The following is a 14,433-nucleotide window of genomic DNA, read 5'->3' on the forward strand; positions in this document are numbered from 1 at the left end:
TTGATTTCTATAGTTCGTCTTTCTTCTGTAGCAGCTTTTCTACTACTTCTGGCAGGTATTTATGTTCCAACTGTAGTACGCGCGCGGCAAGTTCTTCCGGTGTATCATCAAGGTGTACCGGGCAATATTCCTGAAGTATAAATTCGCCTTTGTCGTACTCTTCGTTAACGCGGTGTATGGTTATGCCCGATTGTTCGTCACCGGCCTGCACCACGGCTGTGTGCACATGTATGCCATGCATGCCTTTGCCGCCATACTTTGGCAACAGCGCAGGGTGTATGTTGATAATGCTATCCGGGAAAGTCTGTAAAAACTTCTGAGGTACCAGCCATAAAAAGCCAGCCAGCACTATAAGGTCAGGGTTGAAGGATTTTACCTTCTCCAGTACTTTGTCGGTGCCATAAAACTCATCCCTGGAAAACAAAAGAGCCGGGACGTGGTAGGTCTCGGCTCTTTTTAGGGCATAGGCTTTCGGGTTGTTAGAGAACAGGGCGGCCACACGTATTTCCGGGTGGTGCTCAAAGTGCTCGAGCAGGCGCTGCGCATTGCTCCCCGATCCGGAAGCGAAAATGACTATATTCTTCTTATCTGGTTGTTCCAAAAGTATAAAATTGCTTTATAGCTGCAAATATAGCCAGTTTGCTTATAGTTGCCAGTAAGTACAAGTATAAATCTGGAATTCCATGTTGCAGGAACATGCCTCCCTCAGCCAAACTATAAACTATAATTTACTTCCAGTATCTTTCAATGGCTACTGCCACCCCGTCTTCTATACTTGGTAGCGTAATTTCTTTTGCCACGGCTTTTACTTCGTCGCGGGCGTTACCTACGGCTATGCCCATTCCTACAGCCTGCAGCATATCAATGTCGTTATAGTTGTCGCCGAAGGCCATTACTTCGTGCATACCTATATCGAAACGTTCTTTTAGTAACAGCTCCAGGGTAGTAGCTTTAGAAATGGAACGCGGTGCTAACTCCAGGTAAGTGTCTTTAGAGCGGTAAGCGTGCACTTGGTCAGCAAAGTTTTTAGCCAATTCCTGGTGCAGCGCATTAATCTCATCGGCGGGCCCCATACACATTACTTTATGCGCTCCGGTTTTTGTTTGATGCCATCTCTCAAGTATAGGCAACAGTACTGCTATTTTAGGAGATACTTTTGTGATGCGCTCTTCACGGTCGGCCCAGTAATCAGCGGCGGGCGCATACCAGTTATCCTGCTCGTAGAGGCTGATGTGTATATTGGTGCCGTTCGCAAAATCATAAATGGACTGGCAAACAGCCGCAGGTATCTGTACCGAATCCAGTTGAATAGCTTCTGTTTTACCTTCCTCGAATTGAATAACATAGCCGCCATTAAAGCAAATCAGCGGGTGATGCAGAATATCAAGTTCCTGTTGCAGGTGGCGCATGGCAGAAGGCATACGCGATGAAGCAAGTATAACCGGTACGTTTTTATTTAATTGTTTGAAAGTGTAAATAGTGCGTTGCGATAGCTGACGATCTTTGTTTAGTAAGGTGCCGTCTATATCACTGCAGATTGCTCGAAATTTCATAGGGGTTAGAGTTTCTTCTAAAGAAGTGTAAGTTACAAGTAAAGGTTCCTAAATAATAACTATCAGCAAACCCATCAGTTCCTTTCTTTTATCCGAAAAAGCTACTGCCACTACCAACGCCTTATAAAGGGTTAATAGTGGCAGTAGCCAATAAGAAATGCTTTATAGTTTTAATGTTACTTATAAGCTGGAAGCATACTGGAGAAGTTTTCTGATTTCCTCTTCACTTTTTAGCTCCAGGTTATTTTCTTTAATGTAGTCTTTTAGTTTGTTAGTATGGGTAGGGAATAGCTTTAGAAAGTTTGCAGTAGTAGCTGGCAAGTAGTCTGTGTTACTGCCTATGTAAAAAGATTTTATCGTGTTAGATGCTTCTGTTCCTGCAAGTGTATGTTGTTCTTTTATAAGCAGCTTTCTATCGTTTATTCTATCTAGTAACTTTAAAATGAAAGCGCTTTTTGTGTCATAAAAAAAGGTGTCCTTGTCTATAGTTATCATGTCTACTATATACATGTCGTCAAGTGCTAGTGTGTCTTTCTTAGCACGGATAAATTCTACTTCTTCATTAAGCAGATTATAATTTAAAATACCCGGGCTGGTTAACCCTGTAATAAAGGTAACCTTGCCTTTTTTAAACTGCGGGTAGTAATAAGCTTTAGACTGAGCTGATGAGCTCACCTCTTTTTCTGATAAGTTTGATTTAACCTGAGCAGTAGAGATTGTAGCTGACAACAGGACTATGCCCACCACCAGGTATAGGTTTCTTAGATGTTTTCTGTAAAGTTGCATAGGAGAGTAGAATTGTTTTATAGAGAATCAGTTTATGGTTTTATTGAGATATACTACGTGTATTCTTCAACAAAATACAAAATGTTGCAGATATTTAAATATAATTTGCTGATTATGTTCGTGTAGCCTGCAAATTACCTTTTGGATACTGCCTCTAACTCGGTAAAACTTACTACTCTAGAAGAGTACTATTGTGTACTAACTATACCAACAGCTTGCTTTTTGCTTTTAGCGACCATGTAAACCTAAATTCTGCAACCTGATCTCCTTTTTCATCGAGACCTATACTTGTGGCTGTTATTGTTACGCCTTCGCCGGTTAGTTTAGTGTGTTCTGCGGCTTCCATTATCCGCCTGCCATCCTCGCACATAAACGTAATCTTACCTACAGCTTTTTTAGTGAAGTCTGCGTCCACATGGGTCACCAGCATCGAAACAGCAGGGTCGGCTTTGTATGTATGCATCATGCAGAGTGCGCCAGTTGAGAGTTCTGCGGCCATGCTCAGACATGCAAAGTAGATAGAGTTAAACGGGTTCTTGTTCAGGTATTTGTAAGGGATGGTAACAGTAGCACGCTCGTTAGTTAAGGAGGTTATGCGCAGGTCGGCCATGTAAGCCATCGGTAATTTGGCAAGCATAAACAGGCGAAACTTTGCCGGAGAAGCCACAAGGGCTTTAAATTCATCTGCTGTAGAAACTCTGTTATTCATGTAGCTATAGGTTAGTTTTGTTTATACTTGATAATAAACTATAAGGATAAAAGGAACCTGCACAAGACAACTGGTTTTAAGCGCTTTTGCCTGATTTTCTTTAGCAACGGGGTTATTAACTCCGCTGTAAAGTTTAGCTTGGTTATCCTACCAGTACCATCGATAATATACCTGTCAGCATAATGAATTTGTTCAGGTTGCTCAGGTAAGAAAAATCACGTTTACGGTCAGCGCGGGTAAGTTTTATAGTTAGCCAAATCGCTGGCAGCAACACCAACAGTAGCATATAACCATCAAGTATAAAAGAAGTGCGACTGTGTAAAACCACCACGATCAGGAAGGCCTGGAAAATTGCAATGATAGGGTAGAGCACCAGCTTTGTTTTACGAATGCCCAGTAGTATGGGTAAGGTACGGCACTCAAAAGATGCATCGCCTTTTACATCTTCCATATCTTTGATTATCTCCCGAATGAGTGAAATAAGAAAGGCAAACAAGGCATAGCTCAAGGTAATACGGTTCAGGCTGTTATCATAAACTGCAACTACCAAGAGCATACTTGCCGAAAGCAGCGCAGTAACTATATTTCCTGTCAGGGGGAGTTTTTTTAATCGAGCAGAATAGCCCCACAACAGCATTACAGCTCCTGTATTAATTAACCCGATAGAAAGACTTAACCAGAAACCTATGGCTATACCTGCCAATGAAAAGAGCAGGTGCGCAAACATGGCATGTCTGCGGCGAACAGCAGTGCCAACAACCAATTTACCAGGCTTGTTAATCGCATCAATTTTTACATCATAATAGTCATTTATGATATAGCCTGCTGCTGCAATGAGTACTGTAGAAAATGAAAGCAGACCAAACCCGGGCTCCAGTACTTTAGACCAGTTTATGCCTGGTGCTAATAAGCATGCTTGTGCCAGCGCCTGACTCAACACGATAAGCACCAGATTTGGGAAGCGGATAAGGTTTAGGAAAGCTTTCACAGGAAGGTTAGCGCAAGTATAAGTAGTAAAGTTATAATACCAGTAACTACTACGCAAAACTAAAGTGTAGTCATAAAAAAAGCCCCTGTAAGGAGGGGCTTTTTCTGTAACTGTAAAGTATATCTTTATTAGATTCTTTTCACGTTTACAGCATTGATTCCTTTTTTGCCTTCCTGCGTATCGAAAGCTACGCGGTCGTTCTGCTGAATCTGCAGACCGTTAAGACCTGTGATGTGCACAAAGAAATCTTCATTTGTTTCGTCCTCGGTAATGAAACCAAAACCTTTAGACTCAATAAAAAACTTTACTTTTCCTGTTTTCATAAAGAATTAATTATTGTAATAAAATTAAACTGTTGTAAAGATATAAGTAAATAATATATATGCAAGTTTGGATAATAAAAATTTTGCTTAAAAATCTAAAAAAAGTATAAGATTGTCTTTACCAGGTATCTTGTGCTTTCATAATCTTCTCGATCAGCTCCCGTACAGCTCCACGACCCCCGTCTTTTGTAGCGATAAATGTGCTGATTTCTTTTATGTCGTCGGCGGCATCGGCAGGGCAGGCACGAAAGCCACAGCGCTGCATTACTTCAAGATCGGGCATGTCGTCGCCCATATAAGCTACTGTGGCCGGATGAATGCCTTGCATGTACAGGTAATCTTCAAAAACATCTACTTTGTCCTCCACACCTAAAAATATGTCCTCTATACTTAGATCTTCGAGGCGGTTACGTACGCCTGGCTCGTTTTTGCCTGAGATAATAGCAACTTTGTAGCCCTGGCGGATAGCATGTTTAATTGCAAAGCCATCTTTAATATTAAAAGCACGCACCTGCTCACCGTCAGCAAAAACATAAAGAAACCCGTCAGTTAGTACTCCGTCTACATCAAAAATAAAAGTATTAATGCGGGTTAGGTCTGGTTGAATGATTGACATAGCTTTATAAAACAAAAAAGGTTCTCGTAAAAGAACCTTTAAATGTATAGAAAATATTTAATATTTACGCTCAAACGAAGGTTTTTAGGCCTTAATCCTGGTTGTCGCGCCACTCATAAACCCAGGCAGCCTGTATCTGCTCCAGGTGCCCTTCGTTAGCCTCTTCACGTTTACCAACAAAATTTGGTAAAGAAAGTACCCAGTCCAGCAGTTCTGTAAAGCGGATGCGGTAAATCTTTGATTCAGTGAAATCATCGCCGAACTTTTCGTAAAGTGCCATGGCTATATCTTCGTGGTCGCTCCACGTCATTGGTGGTTCGTAGCTCATATCTTTTCAGTTAAGAATTATCTGTGATCAGTAAACTTTTATAGTAAGTGAATTTTTCAGCTAACCATTACCGTAATTAATAAACAAATACCTTTTTACAAATTACTGATAACTGTGGTTAGTGGCCCAGGAAGTCCTGCTCCGGTATAGTTACAACAATATCTTCGTTGCCTTGTACCACGCACTGGCAGCCCAGCCTGGAATTAATTCTCGGATCTACAGCGCGGTCAATGTAATCTTCTTCCTTATCAGAAATCTCCGGCAGGTCGTCCATTCCGGCTTCTACATATACATGGCAGGTACTGCAACCACAAACACCACCACAGTTATGCTGTAATTTAATATCGTTGTTGAGAGCTACGTCCAGCACCGATTCACCTTCTACGGCGGGGTGTGTCTGGTCCGGGGAGCCATCAGCAAACTTAAATGTTATATTTACAACTTTCATTTTTCTAATTTCTATTCAGGGTGCAAAGTTATAAAACAAGCCTCCCGAATCAAAGTTATAACGGGTTTGTGTTTTAAGGTGGGTTTATACTTACTGGTACTTGCCTAATGAATCAGGGTTAGCTTTAGCTGCCTGTATACTTTGGGTAAGCTGCTGATATATGCTTTGCAGTTGCGGAAAAGGTTGTAAAAGACGAAGGTGCTCTTCAACTACATTCTGATCGTGGCGTACGGCTGGTCCGGTTTGTACTGTAAACGGGTGATGTGCACTGGCCTTTTTTATAGTTTCGTGGATGAGTGGCTGTAGCAGGTTAGCTGGTAGATCGGCATTCTGTAAAAGCTCTTGGCTGATTCCCAACAGGTGGTTTGTAAAGTTGCAGGCAAATACGGCAGCGAGGTGTAACTGCTTCCTTTTATCAGAATTAACCAGTTCTACCTGCTGGCTAATGCTTTTGGCTAGTTGCTCCAACAATGCCGTCGTTTCTTTGGTATCGGCTTCTATAAGTATAGGTACTTCCTGCATGTTTACAGGTGCATTTTTAGTGAAGGTTTGTAGCGGGTAAAATACAGCTGGTTTTGCTCCTGGGATACTTACTAAAGTTGTAATTGGCTGCGAGCCGGAAGTGTGCGCTACAATTGTACCAGGCTGTACTTTAAGAGAGGCTGCTACTTCAGTGAGTGCGGCATCTGGTACGGCAATTAGTATAACTTGCATAGGTGTTGAGCTAAAGTCTAATGAGGTTACAGCTGTTGTGCCCTTTAGTTGAGAGGCCAGCTCTTCACCGTGAGCCATAGTTCTGCTATAAACTACTTTTATACTATGTCCTGCCTGCTGCAAGGCAAAAGATAAGTGCCAAGCTACATTTCCTGCTCCAACTATAGCTATATTCATGTTGTTCTTTTATAGGTTACTTCTGGTCGCGGCTTTATAGATATCCATTATCTGCTGGCATACTACCTGCCGGGAATACCTGCTACAAAACGATTCCCTTATAACTCCCGGGTTATACTTGTTATAGTTACTGTACAGCTTATGTAAGGCAAGGTACAAGGCTTCTGTATTACCGGGTTCAACTAAAAGCCCTGTGGCAGGGGTAATTATACTTTCCGGACCACCGCAGTATGTACTGATAAGAGGTTTACCACAGGCCATTGCTTCCAACAGTACAAGGGGTAAGTTTTCGTGCAGGCTTGGTAATACAAAAGCATCACAAGCCTGGTATTGTTTTATAGTTTGCTGCCGGTCGAGCACTCCTAACCATGTTACTTTATCAGCTATACCTAGCGTTGTTGCCAATGCTTTATAGTTCTCCAACTGAGTTCCTTCTCCACCTATAATTAGCTGTACGTTACTTGCCTTTCCTAAAAGAAGCTTAAATGCATGTAATAGATAAGCTATACCTTTCCCTTCTTCTATCCTTGCTAAAGTGAAAAAAGTAAATGGCTGTTTTGTGCCTCCCGTTCCAGGTATAAATTTGCTTTCATCCGTCAGGTTTGGGATTTGGGTAACATTAGGAATGCCCCATTGTTGTAACGTTTGCTGCTGTTGCGGACTTACGGCTATGTTGGCAAATGCATTTTGGAGTGGCTTGGCTAACCAATGACTAAGTTTACCTGATCTTGTACGGAAAGCATCAAAAGGGAAAGGCCCCATGTGTTCTGTTATTACATAAGGTATTTTATACCTGGCAGCCAGTTCCATCGCAACCCAAGCTGCAGGGTGAGCACTGTGGGCATGTATTATGTCTACCTTACCAACCGTGGCTTCAAAAGCTTTCAGATGTTTCTCGTTTGCCTTTACGATGTTGTTGATATTCCCTTTGAAGAGTTTCCGGGTCCAGGTAAAGGCGGGCGTAAAATACTCAGTTAAATTAGGTTTGAGTTGCTTTTGATAAGGCTGTTTTGATGCTGCTCTAAGGAGCTTTGGGATGATGTTCAGGTGCTCGCTTGCGTAAAGCAGTAAGTCCTTGTCATGAGAGCCCCATGTACTGAGGGCGAAATTAGAATTTGAATAGACATGCGCCAAGGCTTCAGCTTGTTCCTTAAAAAAGATACCTGTGTGCGGCTCATTTTTAGAAGGATACCAGGATGGAATGATAAAGACATTCATAGGAACAGCCGGAGTCTGATGTTGCTCTATACTTTATAGTTGGGCATATTACACAGAAGGCAGGCTTAAAACAAGCCTGCCTTCCATTTATTGAGTTGCTGTAACTTCTGTTGTTTATGCTACCTGTGCTTTATCGGCTTTTTTAACAGCTTTGGCTTTAGGAGCTTTTGCTGTACTGCCTTCCTGGTTGCGGCGGGTAATTGCCATTATAAAACCAATAGACATTACTATAGTACCTATCCAAAGGATATTAACAAAAGGCTTCTCCATTGCTTTTAATATAATGTAGTCCTTCTGAGTAGTGTTCACCCCGATCTTAAACTCCTGCTTTGCCGGGTCAATGTTCAGGAAAGTCAGACGCAGGCCAAGGTCTTCCAGAATTTCAGGGTAATAACCGGCCATACCGTCTTTAAATATCAGCAGGGGATGGGCATGGTATGTCTTTTTCTCACCCATAATTTTCATGTCAGCCTGCACAGCTACATCGCCCTTCTTAAGCTCTACACCAGGTACTTCTTTTATTACTTCCACACCGTTAAAAATGGCTACATAATCGTTTAGGATGATAGTATCACCCATCGTTACGGTATATTCCTGTAGCTCACTCCATTCTTTCTCTTCATTCGGATCCGGTACAGAAGAAACGTGTGTGTAAAGATCTTTATCCGCAAACGACTTGATATCAGGAGATGCAAGCAGACCCATGTTAGGGTTTACCTGAGCGCGTGGATAAAGTGTAAATGATTCTTTTGTTTCGCGGTTTTTATACTCTACCTGATAATAAGTATTTTCCGGAGAAGGAAGCTCGACTGTATCGCCGGTTTTATAGTATACCTTGTCTTTTATTTTAATGTCAGCACGTGCAATAGCTGTGTATTCATCTTCTGTTCTGAAAAGAACTTCTTTGTTTACATAATCAGGCACGCCTGCTACTTCTAAAAATTGGCCACGATAGCTCACGCTATACTTGTCCATGTCAGTGGTGGTATTACGCCATAACAGCACGTTGTCGCGGTTTATCTCATCCGGGAACTCACGGGAATAAAGCATACCTGAGTTATTACCTGAAATGATATTTGAATAGCCTGAAGAGAACAGGATACCCAACAGCATCAGGGCGATACCGATGTGTGCTACCGCACCACCTGAAAGCGAGATCTTTTTATGAAGCAAGTTCAGGATAATGCTAAGGTTTGCAAATACTGCAAACAGCGATGTTACAAACAGCGTGATGTATACCGGGTTATCCAGTTTAAAAGCAAATACATCAAACTTATTGGAAAGTATAATTACTAAGCTGGCAAACAGTAATGTAAGCATCAGCGGCATCGTAATGGCATCTTTAAAGCTGCTCTTATCTGCTTTGCGCCACCACATCAACTGGCCTATACCTGTCAGCACTGCAATCAGTACACCGGCCCAAAGCTGGAACTTAGTATAATGTTCGATCTGGTCTGCAGGCAGGGCCGCGTTAGATTCTATACCTATAAATCCTAAGAAAGAATTATAAACCGGGATAGAAGTAGTAGTAAGCACCTGGAATGCTGCAAGGCAAAGTACCACAGCACCTACAAATACCCAAAACTCGCCACTATAAGTTGATATCTCTTTTTCAGTTGTTGGGATGTGCTTCCACTTATAAATCAGTAGGCCAATTGCCAGTACAGCAAAGGCTGTCAGGTACGTAAACAACTGTCCGGAAAGTCCTAAATCCGTGAAAGAGTGTACAGATGCATTACCCAGAATACCGCTTCGCGTCAGGAAGGTAGCATAAAGGATAAGTATAAAAGAAGTAATTACTAATATGAAACTGGTTCTCAGGGCTTGCTTGCTTCTGCGATAAATAATCAGGGTGTGTATAGCACCTACCAGCACCAGCCACGGAATGTAAACAGCGTTTTCAACAGGGTCCCAGTTCCAGTAACCACCAAAGTTAAGCGTTTCGTAAGCCCAGTAAGCACCCATTACAGTACCGATACCTAGTGTTACAGCTGCAAAGTGTGCCCAAGGCAGCGCAGGACGTACCCACTCACCAAACTTATTTTTCCAAAGACCAGCCATTGCAAAAGCAAACGGAACCAAGGTAGCAGCAAAACCTAAGAAAAGGGTAGGAGGGTGAATTACCATCCAATAGTTTTGCAACAGTGGGTTAAGACCGGTACCATCTTCGGGTTTAAAGTTCGGGTCCATGGCAAAAACCGGGGCGTCTGTCATGAAGTCGCGCATCAGTATAAATGGCGAAGAACCGATCTTTACATCTCCAATCACCACACCCAAAATCATGGAAGTAAGGAACAACTGCACAAACGAGAACATAGCCATTACAGGCGCTTCCCATTGTTTGTTCTTTTTACCTGCGTTCATCAACACCACACCCAGCACTACATGCCAGAAGATCCAGAGCAGGAACGAGCCTTCCTGACCTTCCCAGAAGCATGAGATCATGTAATGAACCGGCAAGTGGTTAGAGGAGTGGCTCCAGGCGTAATAGTACTCGTAGCGGTGCTCGTAAATGATGTTGAAAAGTGCAAAGATTACCACCAGAACGGCAGCACCATGCACGTAAAAAGCGCCACGGGCAAATCGTCGCCAGGTGGTATCGCCAGTAGCTTCGGTAGAGGTACGCGAAGCCATAAAGTAAGCGTAAGAAGACACGATGGCTGCCACAAAAGCAATTATCACACTCAGGTGGCCTATATCGCCGATCAGCGTATTTATCATCTTTAAAAGTTAGAAAGGTAAAGAGTTAGAAAGGTAAAGAGTAACAAGGCTCTCGGTTCTCAACTATAATTTTATAAACCAGCAGTAGTGTTCTGCTTTACTTCTTTTTCTACGTACTTAGAAGGGCACTTCAGCAGGATCTTGTCGGCTACAAACACGTCGTTCTGCATATTACCGGTAATTACCACTTGCTCCGAGCGTTCAAAGTCCTGTGGCTTAGGGTTAAAATACACCACCTTTTGCTCTACACGGTTGGTGTCTACCAGCATAAACGAGAAGAAATTCGGGTCTACCAGCGGGTCGTACTGCATGCCAACAATATGGCCCTTTGCATCTTTCTTCAGGCGGCCAACCACATGTACCTTGGTTTTGCTGCCATCTTCTGCCAACTCTTTCGCTTCTCCAAAATCAACGTAAGTACTAGCATCGCCAGCCGTAGACATGATGATCATGATGGCTGCTGCGATAATGATAATACCGATGATGTGTGACTTCTTCATCTCTGTATAAATGATGTATGATTTCTGGTTTGATAGCCTAACACACAAGGGAGCATATTAAATCCCGGATGTGCGCTGTTTTTATACCTTACCGGAGCTATTCTTTAAATTGCTTTTCAAGCTTACCCACCTTACGGTCAAGCATGATCAGGTAAATGATCAGGCCGATCAGTACAGTCAGTAATACGACTACTACCACGTAAATTTTTCCGTCCTGGCGCAGGGTGTCGGCCATTTCTACTTCGGGTTCGGCAGGTGCAGATGAGTATTCTACCTGCGTTTGCTCAGGCTGTGCCTGCACTTGCTGTACGCCAGCCGAGGTGCAAAGTATAAAGCACCAGACTGCCAGTATTCTAAACAGTTTCATATAAGCGTTGTCTCAGTAATTCAAATCTTGATCTCACGTTCACGATCCAGATGCCTAATAGCGTCCAGCCCAGTACAGCAGGGTAAAACACTAATCGTAGGCGGTTATCTAAGTCGTAAGAGTTAAAGCCGGGGTTTCCGCCGTTGCCAGGGTGCAGCGAATCGGTAAGTCTTGGAAGTATAAACAGCAATGGGATTAAAGCTGCAAAGGCAAAAATGTTGTACACGGCACTGATGCGGGCACGCTGCTGCTGCTCAGCAAAAGAGCTGCGAAGCACCACATAAGCAAAGTAAATTAACAACCCAATGGCCGATGCGTTTTGTTTCGGGTCGTTGCTCCAGTACTCGCCCCATGTAAAGCGGGCCCATTCCATACCGGTAACTATACCCAGCACTCCGAATAAGATCCCCACTTTAGCTGCTTCGTAGGCAACTATATCGTTCTTTATAGTTGGGTTGCGCAGGTATTTAATAGAGTAGATAACCGAAACCAGCAGGATCAGGATCATGCCAAACCACATCGGCACGTGGAAGTATAAATTTCGGATTGTCTCGTTTAGTATAGCCAACCTCGGAACTTCTGACAACATACCTGCCACTACTGTAAAGATCAGCAGCAGTACGGTCAGTATTTTCCACCAGTTATTTTTCATTTTTTAGTCTAAATTATTCGTTTGCAGCACTTTAATATCATTAACACATCCTATTGTTTTTTGTGCCCGAAGCTGCATAAAATGTTTCATAAATACCTTGATTATCCAGCATTTACGAACGCCAAAGGTACGGGAACAAAATATAAGAAACAGTGACAACGATCATGTTTATGGCAAGCAAAGTCAGCAGTTCGTCGAGGCTTGCTCCTCTGTCCAACCCATCCATCGCGTTTTTCGACATTTTTATCAGCATCAGCAGCATTGGCACTATAACCGGGAAGCTAAGTATAGCCATTAAGGTACTGCTGTTCGCCGCCTTAGATGCAATGCCCGAGATCATAGTTAGTGATGTAGAGAAACCAATTGCGCCCAGCAACAGCGACAGTAAAAACATCGGAATATCCTGCACGGGATTACCCAGCACAAAAGCATAAAACACGAAGCAGATAATAGCCAGCAGCAGCATCAGGCAGGTATTATAAGCTATTTTAGCAAGTATAATGCCCTGCGGACTCACAATAGAATAGAAGTATAACAGCCTGCCGCGGTTCTCCTGCATAAAGCTTTTGGCAATAGCATTTACCGATGTAAACAACAGGATGATCCACAGCAATGCATTCCAGATCGGGCCGCTGTCTTCGGAGAACTGTCTTAAGCCAAAGCTCAGGTAACAAACAAACACCGTACTGCCCACATACAGCAACATACCGTTAAAGGCATACTTCTGTCGCCATTCCAGCACCAGATCTTTCCGTATCAGGTATAGTATCTCTTTTAGCAGCACAGCCTTAATTTTCCGCAAAGTTACGACACAATTAATTGGGAAAGTAGTGTTTGTTGAGGATTGGTGATTTGTATCAGTTTTGAGGGCTTTGCTTAGCCGTCTTTGCGAGTGTTAGCTGAGGGAACTTATGTGTCCTATAGTTGCTGGACCTTACAGCGTGCACAGCTCCTGCGAGTGTCTTTATACTGCTTTGTCATCCCGAGCGCCAGCCGAGGGATCTTATATGTCCTATAGTTGAAGCTTATACTTGCTCAAAACAAAGCTATACTTCCATAGTCACTCTTCATCCTGAGAGCTTTACTTGTCTATCGTTCTATAGTCGGCTTTGGCACGCTCAGGGCCGCGGGGCCCCGTCTTCGGGCATCGCGCTATGTACATTTCCTTTGCTCGTACCTTGCAATGCATGCGGCACCGGAACCTCTCGAGGCGCTCAACCCAAAGACTGAGATCGATTTGATAGCTAATCTATAGTTTGATTGAGAAGCTATAGTTTCATAGCCCTTCTGTGGTTGTAATTCCTTTGGGACAAGTCGCGACCTGTCCGCTCTTGGACTGTACCAATGAAACTATAATTTTTGCTCTGACAATAGCAGAACTGTCCCCTTAAGGGGACCACAGGGGTGTTAATGCAGCAACAATAGAACTATATCTGTTGTTAGAGCAATGGCAGCAAACTTCCCTCTCGGGAGGAGTAGGGGTGGTTGGATTAACAGTAGCTACAAACAAAAATCCCGAACTATAGCTGCTCGGGATTTTATATTTTATCGAAATTATAAAGACTTACTGCTCCTGGTTTTCACCACCATTCTTGCCGTTTTCTTTGTCTTTCTTTTTAGTCTTATGCTTTACCACTTTGGCATCCTGGTAGAAAATGATCTCCTCTGCGATATTTGTGATCTGGTCTCCTACACGTTCAAGCTTCTTAATAATAGCCAGCAGTGCCAGCCCTTCGTCTATACTATCTGTATTTGAGCGAAGATACTGTGCTATAACGTTTTCAGATTTACGGTAAATCTTATTCAGCATTTTGTCACGCTTCAAAAGCGCTCTTGCCATTTCGGTGTTATCAGTTTTGTAAGCAACGCGGCAATCATGGAACATGGCCAATGCCTCATCAAACATCGTTACAGCCTTGGTTATTTCTAACATCTCCGGATTGTAAGGCCTCTCCAGGTTCTGGATGTACATAGAAATGCCTTCTGCCGTATCGCCGATGCGCTCCAAATTTGCGTTGATCTTAAGTGAGGCTAAAACTACCCGCAAGTCTACGGCAACCGGAGTATACAAAGCCAGCATGTTTTCGCACATGCGGTCGATCTTTACATCGAAGTTATTTACCTTTTTGCCAAGCTTTATCACTTTGCGGGCCAGGTTTTGGTCAGCATTTACCATGGCTTCGCGGCCACTGTAAAGCTGGTACTCAACCAGATCCCACATCTCCATGAGTTTAACCCGGAGTTGTTCCAGTTCTGAATCTATATGTGCATGCGTCATTATGTAGCTTCTTTTTAAATTGATAACTTATTCTATACTTGCCGAGAAGTATAGA

Annotated in this window: 17 protein-coding genes; all 17 read right to left on the reverse strand. The window is 43.0% G+C overall.

All coding sequences use genetic code 11. The features are described 5' to 3' along the window. Positions 1-7: 7 nt before the first annotated feature. The 17 genes from purN to phoU all read right to left on the reverse strand — a co-directional run bounded on the left by purN (position 8) and on the right by phoU (position 14,378). The gene (gene purN / locus MJ612_RS12345) at positions 8-601 is read right to left on the reverse strand and encodes a phosphoribosylglycinamide formyltransferase (RefSeq protein WP_187031755.1); all 594 of its coding nucleotides are present in this window, start codon (positions 599-601) and stop codon (positions 8-10) included. A gap of 127 nt (positions 602-728) precedes the next feature. Beyond that, on the reverse strand, positions 729-1,553 hold the full coding sequence (locus MJ612_RS12350; protein ID WP_187031753.1) for a Cof-type HAD-IIB family hydrolase: 825 nt from the start codon (positions 1,551-1,553) through the stop codon (positions 729-731). Between the two features lie 180 nt (positions 1,554-1,733). Further along, on the reverse strand, positions 1,734-2,339 hold the full coding sequence (locus tag MJ612_RS12355; RefSeq protein ID WP_187031751.1) for a hypothetical protein: 606 nt from the start codon (positions 2,337-2,339) through the stop codon (positions 1,734-1,736). A 202-nt stretch (positions 2,340-2,541) separates the two neighbouring features. Continuing rightward, on the reverse strand, positions 2,542-3,048 hold the full coding sequence (locus MJ612_RS12360; RefSeq protein ID WP_250419173.1) for a PaaI family thioesterase: 507 nt from the start codon (positions 3,046-3,048) through the stop codon (positions 2,542-2,544). Between the two features lie 142 nt (positions 3,049-3,190). Beyond that, positions 3,191-4,036: a geranylgeranylglycerol-phosphate geranylgeranyltransferase gene (locus MJ612_RS12365; RefSeq protein ID WP_187031749.1), complete on the reverse strand. Its 846-nt coding sequence runs from the start codon at positions 4,034-4,036 to the stop codon at positions 3,191-3,193. A gap of 128 nt (positions 4,037-4,164) precedes the next feature. Further along, positions 4,165-4,359 (reverse strand): cold-shock protein, encoded by a 195-nt coding sequence (locus MJ612_RS12370; RefSeq protein ID WP_187031747.1) that lies wholly within the window; start codon positions 4,357-4,359, stop codon positions 4,165-4,167. 118 nt (positions 4,360-4,477) lie between these two features. After that, entirely contained in the window at positions 4,478-4,975 is a 498-nt protein-coding gene (locus tag MJ612_RS12375) for a KdsC family phosphatase (protein ID WP_187031745.1), read from the reverse strand. 91 nt (positions 4,976-5,066) lie between these two features. Then, on the reverse strand, positions 5,067-5,303 hold the full coding sequence (iscX, locus tag MJ612_RS12380; protein ID WP_187031743.1) for a Fe-S cluster assembly protein IscX: 237 nt from the start codon (positions 5,301-5,303) through the stop codon (positions 5,067-5,069). Between the two features lie 118 nt (positions 5,304-5,421). Next, a complete protein-coding gene (locus tag MJ612_RS12385; protein WP_187031742.1) occupies positions 5,422-5,751 on the reverse strand; it encodes a 2Fe-2S iron-sulfur cluster-binding protein in 330 nt (109 codons plus the stop codon). Positions 5,752-5,841: 90 nt separating this feature from the next. Next, positions 5,842-6,642 (reverse strand): Rossmann-like and DUF2520 domain-containing protein, encoded by an 801-nt coding sequence (locus MJ612_RS12390; RefSeq protein WP_187031740.1) that lies wholly within the window; start codon positions 6,640-6,642, stop codon positions 5,842-5,844. A gap of 9 nt (positions 6,643-6,651) precedes the next feature. Next, the gene (locus tag MJ612_RS12395; RefSeq protein ID WP_187031738.1) at positions 6,652-7,860 is read right to left on the reverse strand and encodes a glycosyltransferase; all 1,209 of its coding nucleotides are present in this window, start codon (positions 7,858-7,860) and stop codon (positions 6,652-6,654) included. 114 nt (positions 7,861-7,974) lie between these two features. Then, a complete protein-coding gene (gene ccsA, locus MJ612_RS12400; protein ID WP_187031736.1) occupies positions 7,975-10,581 on the reverse strand; it encodes a cytochrome c biogenesis protein CcsA in 2,607 nt (868 codons plus the stop codon). Between the two features lie 71 nt (positions 10,582-10,652). Beyond that, on the reverse strand, positions 10,653-11,081 hold the full coding sequence (locus MJ612_RS12405; RefSeq protein ID WP_187031734.1) for a cytochrome c maturation protein CcmE domain-containing protein: 429 nt from the start codon (positions 11,079-11,081) through the stop codon (positions 10,653-10,655). A 97-nt stretch (positions 11,082-11,178) separates the two neighbouring features. Further along, positions 11,179-11,448: a CcmD family protein gene (locus MJ612_RS12410; protein WP_222619652.1), complete on the reverse strand. Its 270-nt coding sequence runs from the start codon at positions 11,446-11,448 to the stop codon at positions 11,179-11,181. After that, the gene (gene ccsA / locus MJ612_RS12415; protein WP_187031732.1) at positions 11,435-12,100 is read right to left on the reverse strand and encodes a cytochrome c biogenesis protein CcsA; all 666 of its coding nucleotides are present in this window, start codon (positions 12,098-12,100) and stop codon (positions 11,435-11,437) included. The genes MJ612_RS12410 and ccsA (MJ612_RS12415) overlap by 14 nt, the downstream gene beginning before the upstream one ends. Before the next feature lie 112 nt (positions 12,101-12,212). Beyond that, entirely contained in the window at positions 12,213-12,857 is a 645-nt protein-coding gene (locus MJ612_RS12420) for a heme exporter protein CcmB (RefSeq protein ID WP_187032537.1), read from the reverse strand. Between the two features lie 807 nt (positions 12,858-13,664). Continuing rightward, positions 13,665-14,378, reverse strand: coding sequence for a phosphate signaling complex protein PhoU (gene phoU / locus MJ612_RS12425; protein ID WP_187031723.1), 714 nt, complete (start codon positions 14,376-14,378; stop codon positions 13,665-13,667). Positions 14,379-14,433: the final 55 nt, after the last annotated feature.

The sequence above is a fragment of the Pontibacter deserti genome, assembly GCF_023630255.1.
In the GTDB taxonomy this organism is placed as follows: domain Bacteria; phylum Bacteroidota; class Bacteroidia; order Cytophagales; family Hymenobacteraceae; genus Pontibacter; species Pontibacter deserti.